Origin of the sequence: Candidatus Binatus sp. (genome assembly GCF_030646925.1) — a bacterium.
In the GTDB taxonomy this organism is placed as follows: domain Bacteria; phylum Desulfobacterota; class Binatia; order Binatales; family Binataceae; genus Binatus.
This window is the reverse complement of sequence record NZ_JAUSKL010000114.1, coordinates 1-19,607: the sequence shown is the minus strand read 5'-3', so window position 1 is coordinate 19,607 and position 19,607 is coordinate 1. Positions and strand designations below refer to the sequence as shown.

The 19,607-nt window shown below is 61.2% G+C and carries 21 protein-coding genes; 19 read left to right on the top strand and 2 right to left on the bottom strand.

What is annotated here, in order from left to right; genetic code table 11:
- Positions 1-7: 7 nt before the first annotated feature.
- Together Q7S58_RS19775 and Q7S58_RS19770 are read right to left on the bottom strand one after the other, a co-directional pair.
- A complete protein-coding gene (locus Q7S58_RS19775; protein WP_304830165.1) occupies positions 8-442 on the bottom strand; it encodes a hypothetical protein in 435 nt (144 codons plus the stop codon).
- Entirely contained in the window at positions 439-735 is a 297-nt protein-coding gene (locus tag Q7S58_RS19770; RefSeq protein ID WP_304830163.1) for a hypothetical protein, read from the bottom strand. Before Q7S58_RS19770 ends, Q7S58_RS19775 begins: the two co-directional genes overlap by 4 nt.
- A gap of 119 nt (positions 736-854) precedes the next feature.
- Between Q7S58_RS19770 and Q7S58_RS19765 the strand changes: the two genes are divergently transcribed.
- The 19 genes from Q7S58_RS19765 to Q7S58_RS19675 all read left to right on the top strand — a co-directional run bounded on the left by Q7S58_RS19765 (position 855) and on the right by Q7S58_RS19675 (position 19,301).
- On the top strand, positions 855-1,757 hold the full coding sequence (locus Q7S58_RS19765; RefSeq protein WP_304830161.1) for a tyrosine recombinase XerC: 903 nt from the start codon (positions 855-857) through the stop codon (positions 1,755-1,757).
- A 7-nt stretch (positions 1,758-1,764) separates the two neighbouring features.
- Positions 1,765-2,295 carry an ATP-dependent protease subunit HslV gene (hslV, locus tag Q7S58_RS19760; RefSeq protein WP_304830204.1) on the top strand — a complete coding sequence of 177 codons (531 nt, stop codon included), beginning with the start codon at positions 1,765-1,767 and terminating at the stop codon, positions 2,293-2,295.
- Positions 2,296-2,325: 30 nt separating this feature from the next.
- Positions 2,326-3,696, top strand: coding sequence for an ATP-dependent protease ATPase subunit HslU (hslU, locus tag Q7S58_RS19755; RefSeq protein ID WP_304830158.1), 1,371 nt, complete (start codon positions 2,326-2,328; stop codon positions 3,694-3,696).
- Positions 3,697-3,854: 158 nt separating this feature from the next.
- Positions 3,855-4,772, top strand: a complete 918-nt coding sequence (gene argB, locus Q7S58_RS19750; RefSeq protein ID WP_370655559.1) for an acetylglutamate kinase — start codon at positions 3,855-3,857, stop codon at positions 4,770-4,772.
- Positions 4,773-4,799: 27 nt separating this feature from the next.
- Complete coding sequence (locus tag Q7S58_RS19745; RefSeq protein ID WP_304830154.1) at positions 4,800-5,999, top strand: aspartate aminotransferase family protein; 1,200 nt, start codon at positions 4,800-4,802, stop codon at positions 5,997-5,999.
- Positions 5,996-6,979, top strand: a complete 984-nt coding sequence (argF, locus tag Q7S58_RS19740) for an ornithine carbamoyltransferase (protein ID WP_304830152.1) — start codon at positions 5,996-5,998, stop codon at positions 6,977-6,979. The genes Q7S58_RS19745 and argF overlap by 4 nt, the downstream gene beginning before the upstream one ends.
- A 16-nt stretch (positions 6,980-6,995) precedes the next feature.
- Positions 6,996-8,216: an argininosuccinate synthase gene (locus Q7S58_RS19735; protein ID WP_370655558.1), complete on the top strand. Its 1,221-nt coding sequence runs from the start codon at positions 6,996-6,998 to the stop codon at positions 8,214-8,216.
- 7 nt (positions 8,217-8,223) lie between these two features.
- The gene (locus Q7S58_RS19730) at positions 8,224-8,400 is read left to right on the top strand and encodes a hypothetical protein (RefSeq protein WP_304830148.1); all 177 of its coding nucleotides are present in this window, start codon (positions 8,224-8,226) and stop codon (positions 8,398-8,400) included.
- A 43-nt stretch (positions 8,401-8,443) separates the two neighbouring features.
- On the top strand, positions 8,444-9,865 hold the full coding sequence (gene argH / locus Q7S58_RS19725) for an argininosuccinate lyase (protein WP_304830146.1): 1,422 nt from the start codon (positions 8,444-8,446) through the stop codon (positions 9,863-9,865).
- Positions 9,866-9,902: 37 nt separating this feature from the next.
- Positions 9,903-10,412, top strand: a complete 510-nt coding sequence (locus Q7S58_RS19720; protein WP_304830145.1) for a hypothetical protein — start codon at positions 9,903-9,905, stop codon at positions 10,410-10,412.
- A 114-nt stretch (positions 10,413-10,526) separates the two neighbouring features.
- Positions 10,527-11,792, top strand: coding sequence for a diaminopimelate decarboxylase (gene lysA, locus Q7S58_RS19715; RefSeq protein WP_304830144.1), 1,266 nt, complete (start codon positions 10,527-10,529; stop codon positions 11,790-11,792).
- 4 nt (positions 11,793-11,796) lie between these two features.
- A complete protein-coding gene (dapF, locus tag Q7S58_RS19710) occupies positions 11,797-12,693 on the top strand; it encodes a diaminopimelate epimerase (RefSeq protein WP_304830142.1) in 897 nt (298 codons plus the stop codon).
- 18 nt (positions 12,694-12,711) lie between these two features.
- Positions 12,712-13,584: a 4-hydroxy-tetrahydrodipicolinate synthase gene (gene dapA / locus Q7S58_RS19705; RefSeq protein ID WP_304830140.1), complete on the top strand. Its 873-nt coding sequence runs from the start codon at positions 12,712-12,714 to the stop codon at positions 13,582-13,584.
- 29 nt (positions 13,585-13,613) lie between these two features.
- Positions 13,614-14,270, top strand: a complete 657-nt coding sequence (locus Q7S58_RS19700; RefSeq protein WP_304830138.1) for a metallophosphoesterase — start codon at positions 13,614-13,616, stop codon at positions 14,268-14,270.
- A 269-nt stretch (positions 14,271-14,539) separates the two neighbouring features.
- Positions 14,540-15,415 (top strand): VOC family protein, encoded by an 876-nt coding sequence (locus Q7S58_RS19695; protein WP_304830136.1) that lies wholly within the window; start codon positions 14,540-14,542, stop codon positions 15,413-15,415.
- A gap of 16 nt (positions 15,416-15,431) precedes the next feature.
- Positions 15,432-16,157 (top strand): HAD-IA family hydrolase, encoded by a 726-nt coding sequence (locus tag Q7S58_RS19690; protein ID WP_304830135.1) that lies wholly within the window; start codon positions 15,432-15,434, stop codon positions 16,155-16,157.
- A gap of 68 nt (positions 16,158-16,225) precedes the next feature.
- Positions 16,226-18,634 carry a lipopolysaccharide assembly protein LapB gene (locus Q7S58_RS19685; RefSeq protein ID WP_304830133.1) on the top strand — a complete coding sequence of 803 codons (2,409 nt, stop codon included), beginning with the start codon at positions 16,226-16,228 and terminating at the stop codon, positions 18,632-18,634.
- A gap of 3 nt (positions 18,635-18,637) precedes the next feature.
- The gene (gene mce / locus Q7S58_RS19680) at positions 18,638-19,042 is read left to right on the top strand and encodes a methylmalonyl-CoA epimerase (RefSeq protein WP_304830132.1); all 405 of its coding nucleotides are present in this window, start codon (positions 18,638-18,640) and stop codon (positions 19,040-19,042) included.
- A gap of 7 nt (positions 19,043-19,049) precedes the next feature.
- Positions 19,050-19,301: a zinc ribbon domain-containing protein gene (locus tag Q7S58_RS19675; protein WP_304830130.1), complete on the top strand. Its 252-nt coding sequence runs from the start codon at positions 19,050-19,052 to the stop codon at positions 19,299-19,301.
- Positions 19,302-19,607 lie beyond the last annotated feature (306 nt).

Here is a 19,607-nt window from a genome sequence, read left to right as displayed (position 1 = left end):
GAGGTTATCACTCGTACTCGCCGAAATTCGAAACCTTCCACGTATCGCCGTCCTTGCGCGCCGCGATCAGCCAGTTGCGCTGAAACGAGCCGCCCTCGGGCACGTCGATCGTCGCGCGGAACAGGAACTCGGTATGATCCTTGGCGTCGCGCTGCGCCGTGAGCTTGTAATGCACCACGGGCTTGCGCGTGTTGGCGTCGATTCGCTGGCCCGCGGTCAATTCAATTTCGTGATGAAGTTTATCGAGCGCGAGGCCGACACAATATGGTTCGGCTGCTTTGAGATTGATTGCCAAGTAATACTGATCGACGAATCGATCGACGACGCCGCGCGCGGAATTGGCGGGATGGCATCCGCTGGAAATCAGTGCAGCAAACGCAAACAGAGCAATCAACAGACTGAAATCGCGGCGCGATCGAAAGAGGCTCGTGTGGGTCGTCATGATTTTTTCTTGAACAGAGCCTCCAGTTTTTTCTGCGCCTCGGACTTCGGCGGCGCCGCTTGAACTGACCTGCCGCCGGCCGGTTTGAAATACTCGCGGAAGTTCGCGCGTTCCTTGTCGGCTACGAGTTCGGCCATCGGTTCCCGGCAACTGTTGTTAAAGGCCGGGTCGTAAAATCCGCAGTTGCGGCAGACGTGCAGCGGCCGGCCGCATGATGCGCAGTCTTCGCGAAAGCCGACGCGATCCTTGCCTGCAACGATTTCGATCGCGCGGCCGCAATGCCAGCAATTCATCTCTCACCGAACGGGAACCGGCGCTGCACGCGGCGCGGTTTGCACCCGCTTTTCCCCCCAAATCGCCGCTGATAGCATAGCTGCGGCACTTTGGTTGTGCGAGACGATGCGGCGAGACGATGCTTGATGCAATCGAGGATTTCGCCGCGGCGCTGCAGAAGGCGTCGCGCGCTGCGGAAAATACCGTAACGAACTATCGCCGCGATCTGCTCGCGTTCCGAAATTTTCTCCTCGAACGCGCATCGCTGATTGGCAAAGCGGTCGAAGAAATCAGCGTCAGCGGCATCACCGCCGATCACGTCCGTTCGTACCTTGCCGACTTGATGAAAACCGCGCGGCGAGCAACCGTGCAACGACGCCTCAGCGCGATAAAAGCATTTTTTCGTTACCGGGAGACCACACTCGGGAAAGCCAGTCCAGCCCGCACAATTCGTTCGCCAAAGAACGAACGCCGCCTGCCCTCGGTGCTTCAGCAAAATGAAGTTCAACAATTGATCGAAGTCAATTCTGAAAATTCATCGCCCGCGGCGCTCCGCGATCGCGCGATCTTCGAGACGCTCTACTCGTCGGGCCTTCGCGTCAGCGAACTGGTCGGGCTCGATTGGCGCGATATTAACGAGGAAGTAGGCATGGTTATGGTGCGAGCGGGCAAGGGCAACAAGGATCGCCTGGTGCCGTTGGGAGAGCCGGCGCTCGATGCGCTACTGGCGTGGCGGCGCGCGATGCCGATCGCATGGGAGCCCGACGGCCCCGTGATCGTCAATCTGCGCGGCACGCGCCTGACCACTCGCAGCGTCGAAAAGATTCTCCAGCAGCGAATTGTGGACTCGGGGCTGACCGCGGGATTTACCCCGCATGGGCTGCGTCACTGCTTCGCAACGCATATGCTTTCTAATGGAGCGGACTTACGATCGATCCAGGAAATGCTCGGTCATGCGAGCCTGGCGACTACGCAGCGCTATACTCATGTGAGCGTGAATCATTTGAAAGAGGTTTATAAGCGTGCCCATCCGCGAGCGTGACGCCGAGATTTTTCGCCACACCACCATTTTGTGCGTGCGCCATAGCGGGCACGTGGTGATGGCGGGTGACGGGCAGGTGAGCGTCGGCCAGACCATCATGAAAGGCACCGCGCGAAAGGTTCGCCGGCTGCATCAGGATCGCGTGATCGGCGGATTCGCCGGCTCGACCGCCGACGGGCTCACGCTGTTCGACAAATTCGAATCGAAGCTGCAGGAGTACAATGGCGTGCTGCGCCGCGCGGCGGTCGAACTCGCGAAGGATTGGCGCACCGATCGAATACTGCGCCGGCTCGAGGCGATGCTCATCGTCGCGGATCAGGAAAGCTCGCTGCTGATTTCTGGCGTGGGTGACGTGCTCGAGCCCGACGACGGCATCCTGGCGATCGGCTCGGGCGGCAATTTCGCACTCTCGGCAGCGCGCGCGCTGGTGCGGCATGGTAACGGCATGAGCGCTCGCCAAATCGCCGAAAGTTCGCTCAAGATAGCCTCGGAGATTTGTGTTTACACCAACGATCAATTTGTGATCGAGGAGATTTAATTTCTTGACGCATCGTGGCGTCGTAACCTGATGTCAGTTCCACAAGTAATGACCCCGCGCGAGATTGTCTCCGAGCTCGACCGCTACATTATCGGCCAGCACGAAGCCAAGCGCGCCGTGGCGATCGCGCTGCGCAATCGCTGGCGCAGGCAGAATGTCGCGCCCGAGTTGCGCGACGAAATCGCGCCGAAGAACATCCTGATGATCGGGCCGACCGGCGTCGGCAAGACCGAAATCGCGCGGCGGCTCGCCAAACTCGCGCAAGCGCCGTTCATTAAAGTTGAAGCCTCGCGCTACACCGAAGTCGGCTACGTGGGCCGCGACGTCGAATCGATGATCCGCGATCTCGTCGAAATCTCGGTCAAGATGGTGCGCGAGGAAGCGCGCGAACGGGTCGCGGTGAAGGCGCGCGAAAGCGCCGAAGAACGCCTGCTCGATATCCTGTTTCCCGCGCCGACCAAGGTGCGCAGGGCGGCGGGTATCACGCCGGACGGGCATATCGAGCCGGTCGCCAGCGACTCGCACAAGGACACGCGCGAAAAATTGCGCAAGCTGCTCCGCGATGGGCATCTGGACGATCGCGAAGTGGAACTCGAAGTCAGCGCGAACGCCTCGCCGATGGTCGAGGTTTTCACCCCGCAAGGGATGGAAGAGATGGGCCTCAACATGAAGGACCTGATGAATCAGTTGATGCCGAAGAAAACGCGCAACCGCAAGGTCAAGATTCCCGAGGCGATGGAATTGCTGATCCAGGAAGAGGCGGCGCGGCTGGTCGATATGGAAAGCGTCGCGCAGGAAGCGATTCAGCGCGCGGAGCAATCGGGCATCGTGTTTATCGACGAGATCGACAAGATTGCGGCGCGCGACGCGCACGGTCCGGACGTCTCGCGGGCCGGCGTGCAGCGCGACTTGCTGCCGATCGTCGAGGGCTCGACGGTCAACACCAAGTACGGCGCGGTCAAGACCGATCATATATTGTTCGTCGCGTCGGGCGCGTTTCACACCTCGAAGCCGTCGGACCTGATTCCGGAATTTCAGGGCCGCTTTCCGATTCGCGTCGAGCTGAAAGCGCTCACTCGCGAGGATTTCATCCGCATCCTGACCGAGCCCGAGAACGCGCTGACCCGCCAATACGTCGCGTTGCTCGCGACCGAGGGCGTGCGGATTGCGTTCACCGCCGAAGGCGTCGGCGTGCTCGCGGATATCGCGGCCAAGGTCAACGGACGTTCGGAAAATATCGGCGCGCGCCGCCTGCACACGATCCTCGAGCGCCTGCTCGAAGAGTTGTCGTTCAACGCGCCCGAGATGCACGATCACGAACTCACAATCGATGCTGACTACGTGCACGGGCGCCTCGACGCAATCGTCGAGGACGAGGATCTCTCGCGCTATATTCTGTGATTTGCTTCGCTCGCCTCGATACGGGAGAGGCGTGACCGGCCGAGTCGAATTAATTAGCCGGCGGAGCGATTGCGCCGCGCGTGCAATACTGTTTTGATTTTCTTTTTTCAGAGGACCAGCCCCACACCGTGAAAGACACCATCCACCAGCGCGCCGAAATGCTAATCGAGGCGCTGCCGTATATCCGGCGCTTTCGCGGCAAAACTTTTGTGATCAAGTACGGCGGCCATGCGATGCTGACGCCGGAACTGCGCGAAAGTTTCGCGCAAGAGGTGGTGCTGCTCGACTTGGTCGGGATCAATCCGATCGTGGTGCATGGCGGCGGTCCGCAAATCACCGAACTGATCGGCAAGCTCGGCCTCAAGTCGCGTTTTGTGCGCGGGATGCGCGTGACCGATCCGGCCACGATGGAAGCCGCCGAGATGGTCCTGCAGCGAATCAATAAGGATATCGTCGCGACGATTTCACGCAACGGCGGCCGCGCGGTTGGACTCTCGGGCAAGGATGGCGACCTGATCAGATCGCGCAAGATGCGCATGGTCGTCACCGACGAAAACGGCAAACGCAGCCGCGTCGATATCGGATTGGTCGGCGAAGTTGACCGCGTGAATCCGGAATTGTTGCGCACGCTCGAGGCCAACAATTTCATACCGGTGATCGCGCCGACCGGATTTGGCAGCGACGGCGAGACCTACAATATCAACGCGGATGTCGTCGCGGGCGAAATCGCCGCGTCGCTCAAGGCGGAGAAATTGATTCTGCTGAGCGACGTCGAAGGCGTGAAGGATCAAAACGGCAAATTGCTGCCGACGCTCGATGCGGCCGAGGCGAAACGGCTGATCGCGCGCGGCGTGATTCACGAAGGGATGATCCCGAAGGTCGAATGCTGCATCGACGCGCTCAGCAAGGGCGTCGCGAAGACGCATATTATCGACGGCCGCGTGAGGCACGCCGTGCTGCTTGAGATTTTCACTCGCGCCGGAATCGGCACCGAAGTCGTCGCGCGGCGCGCGAAAGTATCGGACCTCTCGGCCAATTCGCGCCGAGCATCGAACGGTCGCAGAGCAAACAGTTAGCCAAGGCATGAGCAATGTGGAATCGCGATGAACAATACTGAAATCATCGAACTCGCGCATCGAAACATGGTCGATGTTTACGGATGTCTGCCGCTCGCCTTCGCGCGCGGTCACGGCTCCTATCTATATGATGCGGACGGCAATCGCTTTCTCGATTTCTTTTGCGGCTTGGCCGTCACCAGTCTCGGCCACGGCCATCCGCGCGTGGTTCGCGCGATCAAGGAGCAGGCCGAAAAGCTCACTCACGTCTCGAATGTATTTCACACCGAACCGACGGCGCGCTTGCTCGAGCGGCTCGCAAATCGATTCGGCGGAGGCAAAGTATTTCTGGGCAACTCGGGCGCCGAGGCCAACGAGGCCGCGATCAAGCTCGCGCGTCGATGGGGCAGCAACGAAGGCGGCGGACGTTTCGAAATTCTCGCGACGCTCGGTTCATTCCACGGCCGCACGCTCGCGACTTTGAGCGCCACCGGCCAGGAAAAATATCACCAGGGATTTCATCCGCTGATGCCCGGGTTCAGGCTCGTGCCGTTCGACGATGTCGCGGCGTTCGACAAGGCGCGCCAGGACCAGACTGTCGGCATCCTGATTGAACCGATTCAGGGCGAGGGTGGCGTCGTCGTCCCGCACAACGATTACCTGAAGCGGATGCGCGAATGGTGCGATCGCAACAACGTGCTGCTGATTCTCGACGAAGTGCAAACCGGCATCGGCCGCACCGGCAAATTCTTCGCGTACGAGCACGCGGGCATCAAGCCCGACATCGTGACGCTGGCCAAGGCGCTCGGCGGCGGACTGCCGATCGGCGCGATGATCGCGCGTCCGGAAATCGGCGCGAGCTTTACGCCCGGCAGTCACGGCAGCACCTTTGGCGGCAACCCGGTCGCGTGCGCGGCGGCGCTCGCGGTGCTCGACGCCCTCGAGCAGGACGGCGTGATGGATAACGCCGCGACGGTCGGCGCGTACATGCTCGAGCGGCTCGGCAAATTCGCGAAGACCTGCGATCGGATCGTCGAAGTGCGCGGCCTCGGCATGATCATCGGCGTGGTGCTGAAGCATGACGCGCGCCCGATCGTCGATGCGTGCGTGAAGGATCGTTTGCTGGTCAACGGCACCGCGGGCAATGTTTTGCGCTTGCTGCCGCCGCTCAATCTCACGCGCGAAGAAGCCGACGCGGGCCTCGCGATTATCGAAAACGCGCTCACGACGGTGCCGGTCGCGAAGTGAACGCCGCCACGCAGACCAAGCGCGACTTTCTCGATTTCAGCTCGCTCAGCGAGGCCGAACTGGCGGGCCTGCTCGCACTTGGCGCGCGCCTCAAGGCCGAGTTGAAAATCGGTATCGAGCATCCGTATCTGCGCGGCAAAACGCTGGCGATGATTTTTCAAAAGCCGTCGCTGCGCACGCGGATCACGTTCGAGACCGGGATGGCGCAGCTCGGCGGCCACGCGATTTATCTCGCGCCCAACGATATCGGGATCGGCGAGCGTGAATCGGTCAAGGATGTCGCGCGCAACATGGCGCGATGCGTCGATCTGATCATGATTCGCACGTTCTCGCACGAGACTGCGGTCGAGTTGGCGCGCGAATCGACGGTGCCGGTGATCAATGGCCTCACCGACTTGCTTCATCCATGCCAGTTGCTCGCCGATCTCCTCACGATGCAGGAGCGATTTGGCCGCGACTTGAGCAAACTTCGGGTTGCGTTCGTCGGCGACGGATTCAACCTCGCGCAGAGCTGGATCGAAGCGGCGTCGCTCGCGGGATTTGAACTGCGACTCGCGTGTCCGAAGGGCTATGAGCCTGAAAAAAGTTTCGTGGAGCTCCTTCGCAACGACGAAAGCGGCACCATCAGCGACAATCCGGTCGAGGCGGTCACCGACGCCGACGTGGTGTACACCGACACGTGGACCTCGATGGGCCGCGAGAAAGAGGCGGCGCAGCGGCGGCGCGATTTCAAGGGCTTCCAGGTTAACGACGCGCTGTTGAAGCATGCGCGAAAGGACGCGATCGTGATGCATTGTCTGCCGGCGCATCGCGGCGAGGAAATCACCGACGACGTGATCGACGGCCCGCGCTCGGTCGTGCTCGATCAGGCAGAGAATCGTTTGCACGCGCAAAAAGCCGTGATGGTCTGGCTGTTGCGGCCCGACATTTTGCGGATTGCCCCATCGCCGGACTTGCGGCGTTTCAAGAAGGATCACTGAGGCGTTTCGCAGAGGAATCGTGGCGCAAGAGAAGATCAAAAAAGTAGTGCTGGCCTACTCCGGCGGTCTCGATACGTCGGTGATACTGCGCTGGATCAAGGACGAGTTCGGCTGCGAGGTGGTCGCCTACTGCGCGGACGTCGGGCAGGCCGAGGAGACCGAAGGCCTCGAAGAAAAGGCGCTCAAGACCGGCGCAAGCAAATTTTACCTCTCCAATCTGCGCGAGGAATTCGCCCGCGATTTCGTTTTTCCGATGATGCGCGCGAACGCCGTGTACGAAGGCTACTATCTGCTCGGCACTTCGATCGCGCGGCCAATAATCGCGAAGAAGCAGGTCGAAATTGCGATCGCAGAAGGCGCCGACGCCGTTGCGCATGGTGCGACCGGCAAGGGCAACGATCAGGTTCGCTACGAGCTGACTTTTGCGCGGCTCGCGCCCGATTTGAAAATCATCGCGCCGTGGCGTCGTCCTGAATGGACGTTCACGGGCCGCGCCGACATGATCGCCTACGCCAATCAAAAGAAAATCCCGTTGCCGGTGACCGCCGAGAAACCGTACTCGATGGATCGCAACCTGGTGCACGTCAGCTACGAGGGAGGGATTCTCGAGGATCCGTGGCGCGAGCCATACAACGACATGTTTCGGCTGACGGTCGCCGCCGAAGATGCGCCGAATCAGCCCGAGTACGCCGAGATCGAATACGCGCACGGCAATCCGATCGCGATCAACGGCGAGCATCTTTCGCCCGCGCGAATAATCGAGCGCGCGAATGAAATCGCGGGCCGCCACGGTATCGGCCGCGTCGATATGGTCGAGAACCGCTACGTCGGCATCAAGTCGCGCGGCGTTTACGAAACGCCTGGCGTGACCCTGCTCTTTCACGGGCATCGCGCGGTCGAGCAACTCACGCTCGATCGCGAAGTGATGCATCTGCGCGACTCGCTTATCCCGCGCTACGCCGAAATGGTGTATTACGGTTACTGGTTTGCCCCGGAGCGAGAGGCGTTGCAGGCGCTGGTGGACGACACGCAGAAAAACGTAAACGGGATCGCGCGCTTGAAGATGTTCAAGGGCGGCGTCTGGATTGCCGGCCGCAAATCGCCCAACTCGCTCTACGATCAGAAAATCGCGAGCTTCGAGGAAGCGGGCGGCTACAATCAGGCCGATGCGGAAGGCTTCATCCGGCTCGCCGGCGTGCGGCTTCGCGCATTGGCGCGCGCGACCGCGAAGGATTAACGAGGTCGTGGGCAAGGTACTCCAGTTCAAGCCGCCGCGCTCGCAGCCGAAGCTGGTGCCGCGTCCGCGCACCGGAGAATGCGATCATTGCCATCACAAGCTCGACGTTCACATCACGCATCCCGACGGCTCGATGAGTTGCGCGGCGCGTGGATGCTCGTGCCATTTGCGGCCCACCACTTGATGCGCATCGCAAATACTTCGCGTCTCCGATCGCTTCTCCCACAGTGAAAAAATCGCGCGATCGCAAACCGAAGCGTGGTTCCGTCGCGCCCGCCGGCAGCGGCAAGAACCTGATTCGGGGGCGATTCGCGCGCGCGCGATTGCCGGAGGTCGAGGCCTTCACCGCGTCGCTGCCATTCGATCGCCGGCTCTTTCGCCACGACATACTGGGCTCGATCGCGCATGCGCGGATGCTCGCCAAAGTTGGATTGCTGACGCCTGCCGAGCTGGGCGCGATCATCAGCGGTCTCGAGCAGATTCGGGTCGAGATCGAGAGTGGCAGCTTCAAGTTTGATATCGCCGACGAAGACATTCATCTCGCGATCGAGCGCCGACTGATCGCGATCGCAGGAGCGCCGGGACTCAAGTTGCATACGGCGCGCTCGCGCAACGATCAGGTCGCACTGGATTTGCGGCTTTTTCTGCGCGACGAAATCGCCGCCGTGATCGAACTGATCGAACATTTGCGCCGTTCTCTAATCGCGGTCGCGAAGCGGCACGTCGAGACGATCATGCCGGGCTACACGCATATGCAGCGCGCGCAGCCGATCACGCTCGCGCACCATTTGCTCGCGTACATCGAAATGCTCTCGCGCGATCGCGAACGATTCGAGCAAACCGCGGCGCGCATGTCCGTGATGCCGCTCGGCGCGGGCGCTCTCGCCGCGACGACGCTGCCGCTCGATCGCCGGATGGTTGCGCGCGAACTGGGATTCAAGTCGGTCACCGCGAACAGCCTCGACGCGGTAGCGGATCGCGATTTCGCCGTGGATTTTCTTTCGGCGTCGGCGCTGACGGCGGTTCATCTATCGCGAATGTGCGAGGAGATCATTCTCTGGACGACCGCCGAATTTGGCTTCGCGCTTCTGCCCGATGAATTTTCGACCGGCAGCTCGATGATGCCGCAGAAGAAAAATCCCGATCTGCTCGAATTGATTCGCGGCAAGACCGGCCGCGTCATCGGCGACCTGGTTGCGATGCTGACGGTGCTGAAAGGCTTGCCACTCGCCTACAATTCCGATTTGCAAGAAGACAAGGAACGCGTGTTCGACGCGCTCGATACGCTGAAGCCCGCGCTCGACCTGACGGCGAAATTCTGGCCGGCGCTCATTTTCGAGCCCGCGCGGATGAAGGCGGCGGCGGGCGGCTTCGCGCTCGCGACCGATTTGGCTGAATATCTCGTGAGCCGCGGGATGGCGTTTCGCGAGGCGCACGAGATCGTCGGCGCGATCGTGCGCGAGGCAATCGGCGCAGGGAAATCGCTCGAGGATTTGAGCGTGGCAGATCTCCGCCGTCATTCAACTACTTTCGGCGACGACGCGAGCAATCTGCTGCGCGCGGAAAATTCCGTCGCGGCGCGTACAATCGAAGGCGGACCAGCCCCTTCGACCGTGAGGCGGCGTCTCAAGGAACTCGAACGGCGATGATGGACGCGCGCCTGCAACGAATCGAGCGAAATCAAGAATGACGAGAACCGAAATCAATCGATCGAGAGCATTTCTCTATTTCGCGGTCCTCGTCGCGATCTGTGAATTGACGTGGCTCGGATGCGGCGTTAAGTCGGCGCCGATTCCGCCAGAATCCGCACGGCCCGAACGAATTCTCGACCTTCAAGCGGCGAGCGCCAAAAATGGCGTCCGCCTGACCTGGAGTCGTCCTGAGAAATATGCCGGCGGCGACAAACTCACCGATCTCAGCGGCTTCACCGTGTCGCGCGCCGAAGCGGACGGCGCGTTTCAGAATGTCCGCGATGTGCCGGTCACCGATCAGGGCCGCTTCCAGGTTCAGCCGACCTTCACGATCACCGACGACGCGACGCAGGTCGGCAAGACGTATCGTTACACGGTGACGTCCAACACCACCGATGACTATCACAGCCAGCCGTCGAACGAGGTGACGATTCTCCGCAAAGTTCCGCCGCCGCCGCCCAACCCGGAAACCTTTATGCTGCCGACTCCGACCCAGCTCCCCTAGCCGCCCACCGCACCCGCTAGTGCGCGGTCGTTTATTCGCACGGCCCGCGTGTGATAAAAACGACGCTCACCAGCTCACCGTGGCGATGCGCGCAGAGGGCCGCATCCGGAACCAATGAACTACTTCGATTATCGAGACGACCAGCTTTACGCGGAGGATGTATCGATCGCCGATCTCGCGGCTCGAATCGGCACACCGCTTTACGTTTACAGCGCGCGCACATTGCGGCGTCACTTCCGCGTTTTCGACGAGGCTTTCGCCGGCACCGACCATCTGATTTGCTACGCGATGAAGGCGCTGTCGAATCTCAGCATCCTGAAACTGTTCGCGTCGCTCGGCGCCGGCTTCGATATCGTTTCGGTCGGCGAGCTGATGCGATGCCTGCGGGTCGGCGCGGACCCCGGCAAAATCGTTTTTTCGGGCGTCGGCAAGACCGACGAGGAAATCGCGGCCGCGCTCGAAGCCGGCATCCTGATGATCAACGTCGAGTCGCGCCCCGAGCTGCATCGAATCGCCGAAGTCGCGGGCAGGATGAAACGCCGCGCGCCGGTGAGCCTGCGGGTGAATCCGGATCTCAATCCGGGCACGCATCCGCACATTTCGACGGGGCATCGCGACAGCAAATTCGGCGTGCCGCTGTCGCAGGTTGATGAGTATTACGCGGAGGCGCGCAGTCTAAAGAATCTCGAAATCGTCGGCCTCAGCACGCATATCGGATCGCAGATTTCCGAACTGGATCCATTCACCGAAGCGGGCGAGAAGGTTGCTGCGATCGTTGGCCGGCTGCGCACCGCCGGTATCATGCTCAAATGCCTCGACTTGGGCGGCGGCCTCGGCATCCCGTACCAGGAAGCGATGCCCCTGCCGTCGGAATACGCCGCCGCTTTGCTGAAGCCAATCGCCGGCCTCGGACTCAAAATAATCACCGAGCCGGGCCGCGTGATCGTCGGCAACGCGGGTATCCTCGTCACGCGCGTGCTGTACAACAAGGAAACTGACGTGAAGCGATTCGTCGTGATCGACGGCGCGATGAATGATCTGATTCGTCCCGTATTATATGAGGCGTATCACAACATCATTCCTGTCGATCGCCGCAAGCCCGGACATTCGGTAACTGCCGATGTGGTCGGCCCGGTCTGCGAGAGCGGCGATTTCTTCGCGCGCGATCGCGAGATGCCCGAGCCCAAATCCGGCGATCTGCTCGCCGTGATGAGCGCCGGCGCTTACGGTTTTGTGATGTCGTCGAATTACAACAGCCGCCCGCGCGCGCCCGAGATTCTCGTCGATGGCGCCGACGCCCACGTGATCCGCGAGCGCGAAAGCTTCGACGATCTGGTGCGCGGCGAAAACATCGTCACGCTGAAGCCGGCGTCGGCATAGTCGCATGGCCAAACTCGAATTCACCAAGATGCACGGATGCGGCAACGACTACATTTACGTAGTCGCGACGCGGACCCGCCCCGCCGATCCTGCCGCGCTTTCCGTCAGGCTCTCCGATCGCCACTTCGGCGTCGGCGGCGACGGCTTGATCATGCTGGCGCCGTCGAGCAACGCCGACCTGCGGATGGAGATGTACAACGCCGACGGCAGCCGCGGCGACATGTGCGGCAACGGCATCCGATGCCTTGCGCGGCTCGCCTTCGAACGCGGGATCGTGCGCGCAAATCCGATGATCGTCGAGACCGACGCGGGGCTCAAAACCGTTTCGCTGAAACTCGAAGGCCGCCAAGTTGTCGCCGCGACGGTCGATATGGGCGAGCCGATTCTCGAGGGCCGCGAGATTCCCGTCAATGCCGAAGGACGCATCATCGACTATCCGCTCGAAGTCGCGGGACAGATCGAGCAAATCACCGCGGTCTCGATGGGCAATCCGCATTGCGTCATTTTCGTCGGCGACGACGCCGTGTTCGGACTCGGCGATCTCGATTTTGCCGCGCTGGGCCGGAAGTTCGAGCATCACCCGTTTTTTCCGAAGCGCGTGAACACTGAATTTATCCAGCCGATCTCCCGCACCCGGCTCAAGATGCGTGTGTGGGAGCGCGGTTCGGGCGAGACCTGGGCCTGCGGCACTGGCGCTTGCGCGGCGCTGGTCGGCGCAGTGCTCACGGGACATGCGGAGCGCGCCGCGACGGTCGAACTGCGCGGCGGCAATCTCGAAATCGAATGGCGTGAGAGCGGTCCCGACGCAAATCACGTCTTCATGACCGGTAACGCAATCGAAGTGTTTCGCGGCGGAATCGAACTCGGCGCCGACGAACTAATTTCCGCCCGCAAAGCGTAGCAGACGCGGAGGCCCATCATGTTCAACGGTGCATTGACCGCGCTCGTTACCCCGTTTCGCGACGGCTCGGTGGACGAAACCGCGCTGCGCGATTTGATCGAATGGCAAATTCAAAGCGGCATCGACGGCCTCGTGCCGTGCGGCTCCACTGGCGAATCCGCCACGCTTTCACATTCCGAGCACGACGCCGTGATCAAGATCACGATCGAGCAAACGCGGAGGCGCGTGCCCGTCGTCGCCGGCACCGGCTCGAACTCGACCGCCGAGGCGATTCGGCTCACCGCCGCCGCGCGCGAGATGGGCGCCGACGGCGCGCTGTTGATCTCGCCGTACTACAACAAGCCCACGCAGGACGGCATCTTCCGCCACTACAAGACGATCGCCGCGAGCGTCGATCTGCCGCTGATCGTGTACAACATCCCGGGCCGCACCGGCTCGAATATCGCGCCCGAGACGTTCGCGCGGTTGGCCGAAATCAAGAATGTCGTCGGCGTGAAGGAAGCTTCCGGCTCGATGGATCAGTCGTCGGACATCCTGCACCTATGCGGCGAGAAATTGACGATCCTGTCCGGCGACGACGCCTTGACGCTGCCGCTGATGTCGCTCGGCGCGAAGGGCGTGATCTCGACGACCAGCAACATCATGCCGCGCGAGATGCATGATCTCGCTGCCGCCGCACTGGGCAAGGACTTCGACCGGGCGCGCGAAATTCATTTCCAGATGCTGCCGGTGATGCGCGCGCTGTTCATCGAGACCAATCCGATCCCCGTGAAACAAGCGCTGGCGTTCATGGGCAAGTGCGCCAACGAACTCCGGATGCCGCTGGTCACAATGACCGCCGGTCTCGCCGAAAAGCTCCGCACCGCGATGAAAGAGTCGCACCTGATCTGAGGTGCAAATTCGCGCGGCGCATCAACGCGATGAAGATAATCTCCTTTGGCGACGTTCACATGGCGACGCGCAATCTGGCGCGCATGGATGAGGTGATGCGCGATTGCGATCTCGTGATTGTTTCGGGCGATCTCACCAACTTCGGCGGCGCGGCCGAGGCCCGCAAAGTGCTCGACGAGGTGCGCGCGGCGTGCCCCAACGTGCTCGCGTTGCCGGGGAACCTCGATCAGCTCGAAGTGATTCCGTATCTCGAAGCGGAGGGAATCGCGCTGCATGGGCGCGGGCAGGTCGTCGATGGAGTCGGCATCTTCGGATGCGGCGGCTCGAATATCACGCCATTCGGCACACCGACCGAACTCACCGAAGACGAAATCTACGAGAAGCTGCGCGCCGGCTACGAGATGGTCCGCGATGCGCGCCCGCTCCTGATGATCTGTCATACGCCGCCATTCGAAACGAAGTGCGATCGAATCAGGAGCGGCATGGCGGTCGGCAGCACGGCGGCGCGGCGCTTTATCAGCGAGGTGCATCCGGACGTTTGTATCTCGGGGCACGTCCATGAATCGGCGGGCGTCGATCAAATCGGGCCGACCAAAGTTCTGAACGCCGGACCGTTCAAGGGCGGCGGATATATCGTGGTGCGCGCCGAGGGCGGGACGCTGGATGCGAGGCTCGAATTTCTTTGACGTGCCGCGAATTTCGCGCGCCGATCAATCGCTCAGGATGTACGCGAGCAAAATCGCCAACGGCTGGCCGCTGGTACTGCGCAACGCGTTGCGATTATTGTGGCGCTTTCGACCCGGCCGCGCCGCGCGATAAAGCGGTCATTTCGAGACGGTGCGCCAGCGGCGCAGCTTCCATTGCAGACGAATCGCTTTGACGAAGGATTTGCAAACTTGAATTGAGGTTTGCCGCGCTCACGAGCGCATCGAGGAAAAGGGAGATTGGCCCGAAGATGGCAGGGACTGACGACATCAGGATGAGGTTCGACCACGTTTCGATCGCGGTGAAGTCGATCGATCGCGCGTACGATTTCTTCTCGAAGTATTTTCCGATCACGCTGCGCAGCCCGAAAACGATGGACGAGCAGGTCAGCGGCTCGTTCTACTGGCAGGACTTTCATCTCGGCGGATTCGTCGTCGAGCTGATCGAGGATCCCGCCGGCAAGCCCGGCTTCGTCACCAGGTTTATCGAGAAGCAGGGCGAGGGGATGCATCATCTGTCGATTGAGGTGGACAATATCGAGGCGCTGACCTCGAAGCTGAAGGCGGGCGGCGTGCGCGTCGTAGATGAACAGCAATACGATTCGGGCTCGGCGACGGCGTTCATCTCGCCGCGGTCGTCATTCGGCACGCTGATCCAGTTCTGGCACGTGCCGGACTGGAGCCAGTTGCATCCGAAGCCCGCGCCCGACGGCAAGGCGAATTTCGATCACGTCTCGATCGCGGTGAAGGATATCGACGCGGCGTACTCGTTTTTCCGCACTTATTTTCCCGGCACCAAAATCGAGCACGAGCCGCACGTCAGCAATTCGGAGGGCAACTTCAGGCTGGGGCATCTCGAGGTCGCCGAATTCAAGCTGGAATTTATCCAGAGCCCGCCAAATCGGACGGCGAACGATTTCGTGGGGAAGTTTATCGAGCGCTACGGCGAGGGGATGCATCACATATCGATCGATCTCAAGGATTTCGACGAGACGCGCGAGCGGCTGAAGCGCGACGGCGTGCGGGTGGTCGATGAAAAGCTCAACTGGCGCGGCGAGCGGCAGTATTTCATCTCGCCGCAATCGGCGTTCGGGGTGTTGATCCAGGTTTGGGACGGGTTGAATTAGGCGCGGAGCGAGTTCGATGATTCGCGCGGCATACTTCGATGCGGCCGGGACGCTGTTCGACTCGCGCGAGCCGATCGGGCGAAGCTATGCGCGGATCGCGCGGCAGTTCGGCGTCGATGCTTCCGAAGACGCAGTCGCGGCGCGCTTCCGCGAGGCGTTTCACGCATCGGAGGGATTGGCGTTTGGGCAGGGCCATCGCGCCGACGAGATTCGCCGCCTCGAGCGCGAGTGGTGGCGGGCGCGGGTCGTGGCGACGTTCGAGCCGTTCGGCCGGTTTCGCGATTTCGACGCCTATTTTGCCGCGCTGTTCGAGTACTTCGCCGACCCCGCCCACTGGCGCGTCTTTCCTGAAGCAAGCGAGACCCTTCTTCGTCTAAAGAATCGTGGATTCAAACTGGGCGTGATCTCGAACTTCGACCATCGGCTGTATCGAATTCTCGACGGCCTCGACCTGGCGCGCTATTTCGATTCGATTTCAATTTCATCGGAAGTCGGCTACGCCAAGCCGCGCCGCGAGATTTTTGAGGCGGCGCTGGGCCGGCTCGGCGTAGCGGCCGGCGATGCGATGCATATCGGCGACTCGGAGCGTCTCGACTATGCGGCGGCCGAAGCGGCGGGGATCGCGGCGGTATTGGTGGATCGAGGGCGGGGGAATCGCGCCCCACAAATCGAAGCGCGGCGGGCGAAAATCGCTTCGCTTGCGCAAGTGATCGAGGTTACGCAAGTATTTGGATCTGCTTGACGCCAAAGACGGGTTATCCTTATGTAAGGCAACCCGAATCCAGAACATTTCACGTGGGGACTAGACAAATGAATCTTGTGCGCTTTTCGCATCGCATGACGGTGGCGTTGATCGTGCTCTCCGCCGTCGCTCTTTCCGGCGGTATCGCCGCCGCTCAGAGTCTGGCCGATTTGAACGGTCAACTCGCCGGCCTGTCAGGCGAGATGAGCGCGGCTGAATCCAACGAAGCGACCGCCGACCAGGTAATCGGCAAGCTCGACGCGGCGGAGGCGACCTTCGCCAAGCTAGCCTCGGCCGGCAAGGTCGATAAGGGCGCGTTGATCCCGATGTACCGCCAGCTCGATTCGATGCTGGACAAGATGTACACGACGTATCGCAAAAAGAAGGACGACTGTATTGCCCAGATGGACAGCGGCAGCCAGTGCGACTACGACAAGCCTGAGCAGTACGCGCTGCGCGCGCTGTATCCGCTGTCATGGCTGCGGTTTCAGGCCGCGACCACGCTGTTCGACGACAACGCGGAACAATCGAAGAAGCTGCTGAACCAGGCGATCGACGGGTTTACCGAAAGCACGCTCGCGATGCCCGATCCGAACCTGGTGCGCGAGAACACGCTCGGCCGCGCCTATTGCGAACGCGAACTCGGCAAGTTCAACAAGGCTGACTATGACCGCGCGATCGCCGACTTCAAGCAGATCATGGAAGGCGGCACCGGGACGCAGCAATACAAGGCGGCGCAGGAAGGACTCTCGACCACCTACATGAAGATGGGCAAGGCGGACGAGGCGCTCAAATACCAACCCGCCGGTGGTGGCAGCAAGGGCGGCGGCCAGATGCTGCATCTGCAGACCCTGTTCGCGGCAGAGAAGGCGAATAGCGACCCGGCGAAAAAGGCGGAGATTCACAAGCAGATCATCGACGCGATGAAGAGCCAGGAGAACGACAAGGAAGGCTGGGCAATCGACGTCGCGGCGGCCTCGAAGTATCCGAACAACGTGGTTGAGGAATTCGGCAATTCGAGCGATCCGTTCGAGAAGTGGCTGCTCGCCAACGTGTTGCTCTCGCGCAAGGACGAGAACGCGGCGGCGAAGTATTACGCGGAAGCGGCGGCGTCGGGGAAATATCCCAAGGGCTACAAATTTGCCGCTGACATCTATCTGAAACAGAAGCGCTACGATCAGGTCGAAGCCTTGCTGAGCAAGATTGCGGGCGGCGGCGGCGCCGACGCGCAATGGGCGCAGTACACGAAGTTCGCGCTTGCGCGTCATCGCTGGGAAGAGGGCGGGTCGAAGGACAAGGCGCTCGAGGATCAATGGACCAAATCGGGACAGGATTACCTGGCGAAGAATGCGCAGGGTGAGCATTCCGCCGAGATTCGATTGGCGTTGGCCGAGCAAATGCAGCGCACTGGCAATTTCCTGGAGGCGGCGAAGCTCTATGGCGAAGTGAAGGGCAATCCTGAGTTCACTTTCACCGCGAAGTTCAAGAGCGCCGAGTGCTACTATAAGGCGCTGCTGGCGGCGGGCACCGAGAAGGACGCGAAAGCCCCGAAGGACAGCAAGGCACCTAAGGTCGATACGGCTGCTTTGAAGAAGTTGGCGGTCCAAAATCTGAACGAAGCAATCAAGATGGCGCCGGAAGCAGAGCGGAGTTCGCCGGGTGCCGCGAAGAAATCGATTCATGAAATTCGCGGACAGGCGATCTTCATGCTGGCGGCGTTGCTGGAAGAGGATCCCGCCAAAGTCGACTACCCGCAAGTCGCGTCGCTGCTGGACAATTACGAAGCGCAGTACCCGAAGATGAGCGAGAAGTTTCACGACATCGCCGAATGGCGGATCACGGCGCTCGATCATCTGGGCAAGTATGACGAGGTCAATCGCGATGTCTCAGCGCTGGTCGAGCGCAACAAGGGCAACAGCGCGCAGAGCGATTTTATCAAGGGGCTCGGCATCGATTTCTGGAAGGCGGCGCAGGAAGCCAAATCGAACAACGATCAGAAGGCTTTCCTGGCCAACGCGAAGTTGACCGTGACGGCGTATTCGTACTTCGCGGACATGGCCGCGGCCGGCAAAATCCCGGTGAAAAACCTGACCGGTACGTTGTCGATCTACGCGCAGGCGTTGCAGGCAACCGGTCAGAATGACAAGGCCGACACGATCTTCCAGCAGGTCGTCAAGGCTGACCCGGCGTCGCCCGATGCGAATGCGGGGCTCGCGCGTATCGCACAGGCGAAGAAGAACTGGAAGGACGCGATCACAAGCTGGACCGCGGTCGAGAATACCGCCGCCGAGTCGGACAACCTGTGGTACGAGGCGAAGTACAATATCGCGCTGGTGTACGTCGAGCAGAAAAATGTCCCGGGCGCTTGCAGCAAGCTCGCGCAGACCCGCGCCGAGCACCCGACGCTGGGCTCCAAAGAAATGCAGAAGCGGTGGGACACTCTGCAGAAACAGATCTGCCTCGATCACAAGAAGTAGTAGATGCTGAAGAAGATCCATCATGTGGGCGTGGTCGTGCCGAACCTGGATGAAGGTCTCAAGTTCTGGCGCGATACGCTCGGCCTGCATTTCACCAAGAGCGAGACGATCGAGGAGCAAGGTGTCAAAGCAGCCTTGCTGAAGGTCGGCGAAAGCGAGATCGAGCTGCTGGAGCCGCTTAACCCGGATAATGGCGTCGGCAAGTTTCTCGCGCGGCGCGGCGGCGGACTTCATCACGTGTGCTTCGAAACTGACGATATCGATCGCGAACTGGAAATAGCGCGCGGGAAAAATATCCAGCTTATCGATCAGAAGGCGCGGCGCGGACTCGCCGGGATGATCTGTTTTCTGCATCCCAAGGCCACCCGCGGCGTGCTGGTCGAGTACGCGCAGCCGATCGACGAGTGAGGGGTCCATGCCAATCTACGAGTATCGATGCGTCGAGTGCGATCGTTCCTTCGAGGCGTTCGTGCGCGGCGGCGGCGACGAGGCGAGCTGTCCCGAATGCCACGGCTCGCACCTGACGCGCGAGATGTCCACGTTTGCGGCGCGCGGCAGCAATGGCGACGGCGCCAGCGCTGCGATGAGCGCGATCGCGGGCAACGGCGCGTCGGCGGGCCGGATGACGGGCGGCGGATGCTGCGGCGGCGGCTGCGGCTGCCACTAACCTCGAAAGCTTTCCACAGCAGCATCACCGATCGCGGTGACCATAGCGCCGCGCGCAGCGGGCTACATCCTCGGCGGAGCTGCCTGAAGGGTTCGCGGCGCTCGCGCATCCGCGGGCACCGTTAAACCTTCAGGCACAATGAATCCAGCCCCGACTCAAAAGGCGGCAGTCCGTGCCCGCAGGTTCGAGGCTTTCGGGAACTCGCACTGAAGTCGAGACCGCCTAGATAACGTACTTGTCGCGGAACTGTCTGTAATGTGCTCGCGCACGATCATTCAGCGGGAGCCTTTCAATTGAATCGAGCAA

Bases quoted from the DNA above. Each gene is read 5' to 3' on its own strand.
- hslU (WP_304830158.1), top strand. From the start codon at position 2,326: ATGTCAGTTCCACAAGTAATGACCCCGCGCGAGATTGTCTCCGAGCTC.
- Q7S58_RS19720 (WP_304830145.1), top strand. From the start codon at position 9,903: ATGACGAGAACCGAAATCAATCGATCGAGAGCATTTCTCTATTTCGCG.
- dapA (WP_304830140.1), top strand. From the start codon at position 12,712: ATGTTCAACGGTGCATTGACCGCGCTCGTTACCCCGTTTCGCGACGGC.
- dapF (WP_304830142.1), top strand. From the start codon at position 11,797: ATGGCCAAACTCGAATTCACCAAGATGCACGGATGCGGCAACGACTAC.
- Q7S58_RS19765 (WP_304830161.1), top strand. From the start codon at position 855: ATGCTTGATGCAATCGAGGATTTCGCCGCGGCGCTGCAGAAGGCGTCG.
- Q7S58_RS19675 (WP_304830130.1), top strand. From the start codon at position 19,050: ATGCCAATCTACGAGTATCGATGCGTCGAGTGCGATCGTTCCTTCGAG.
- Q7S58_RS19775 (WP_304830165.1), bottom strand. From the start codon at position 442: ATGACGACCCACACGAGCCTCTTTCGATCGCGCCGCGATTTCAGTCTG.
- Q7S58_RS19690 (WP_304830135.1), top strand. From the start codon at position 15,432: ATGATTCGCGCGGCATACTTCGATGCGGCCGGGACGCTGTTCGACTCG.
- lysA (WP_304830144.1), top strand. From the start codon at position 10,527: ATGAACTACTTCGATTATCGAGACGACCAGCTTTACGCGGAGGATGTA.
- argB (WP_370655559.1), top strand. From the start codon at position 3,855: ATGCTAATCGAGGCGCTGCCGTATATCCGGCGCTTTCGCGGCAAAACT.
- Q7S58_RS19745 (WP_304830154.1), top strand. From the start codon at position 4,800: ATGAACAATACTGAAATCATCGAACTCGCGCATCGAAACATGGTCGAT.
- mce (WP_304830132.1), top strand. From the start codon at position 18,638: ATGCTGAAGAAGATCCATCATGTGGGCGTGGTCGTGCCGAACCTGGAT.
- Q7S58_RS19770 (WP_304830163.1), bottom strand. From the start codon at position 735: ATGAATTGCTGGCATTGCGGCCGCGCGATCGAAATCGTTGCAGGCAAG.
- Q7S58_RS19695 (WP_304830136.1), top strand. From the start codon at position 14,540: ATGGCAGGGACTGACGACATCAGGATGAGGTTCGACCACGTTTCGATC.
- Q7S58_RS19700 (WP_304830138.1), top strand. From the start codon at position 13,614: ATGAAGATAATCTCCTTTGGCGACGTTCACATGGCGACGCGCAATCTG.
- Q7S58_RS19685 (WP_304830133.1), top strand. From the start codon at position 16,226: ATGAATCTTGTGCGCTTTTCGCATCGCATGACGGTGGCGTTGATCGTG.